The organism is Halorubrum sp. SD690R, assembly GCF_005435035.1.
Taxonomy (GTDB): Archaea; Halobacteriota; Halobacteria; order Halobacteriales; family Haloferacaceae; genus Halorubrum; species Halorubrum ezzemoulense.
Map to the genome: position 1 here is coordinate 1 of NZ_SGTV01000109.1, position 585 is coordinate 585.

The 585-nt window shown below is 50.9% G+C and carries 1 protein-coding gene; it reads right to left on the bottom strand.

The window, feature by feature from the left end:
* Positions 1–60: 60 nt before the first annotated feature.
* Positions 61–363, bottom strand: a complete 303-nt coding sequence (locus EXE41_RS18630; protein ID WP_199240911.1) for a hypothetical protein — start codon at positions 361–363, stop codon at positions 61–63.
* Positions 364–585 lie beyond the last annotated feature (222 nt).

Below are 585 nucleotides of genomic sequence, written 5' to 3' on the forward strand. Positions count from 1 at the left end.
ACGGCGTTTGAACCTCTAGTGGAGAGTGGAGCGTCTGCGGCTGAACTCCCTTTTCCATGCTCACACCGTCTCAGCCGCCATTTTCGGTCCATTAAGTGTTAGATACTCAACGTTCAAAGCTGAGTGATATACAAAGACCGCCAGTACACCAAGTACAATCCCTATCGCACTCCATCGGAGAGCAGCGACCGTTTGAGGACTGATCCCAGTTTCAACAGCTGGCCCCGATAACTGGGACAATGCGGCAAACAAGAATGAGAGGGCTGCGAACACCGCTAATCCGGCTACAAGACCGAGAACATCTATTGGTGGGCGTCCCTCACGTTTCTTTTCAAAAAGTGTAGAAGGATTTCCACCTGGCATATCTCATTATTCTTATTCGAGGCACTTAATTAACCATCTGTACTGAGCGATTCGTGAGCTCCCTGTACTGAGCGATCGAGAACACAAAACTATCACCTGCTGAGGATTTCACCTATGGAAACGCTGCTACCCGGGCAAACCACGTCTAGCGATAAAATGATTACGCCGTCCGGGGATCTGCTGTTCTCACAACCGGCAGGCGGTCGGAGCGTGTCTGCGGTG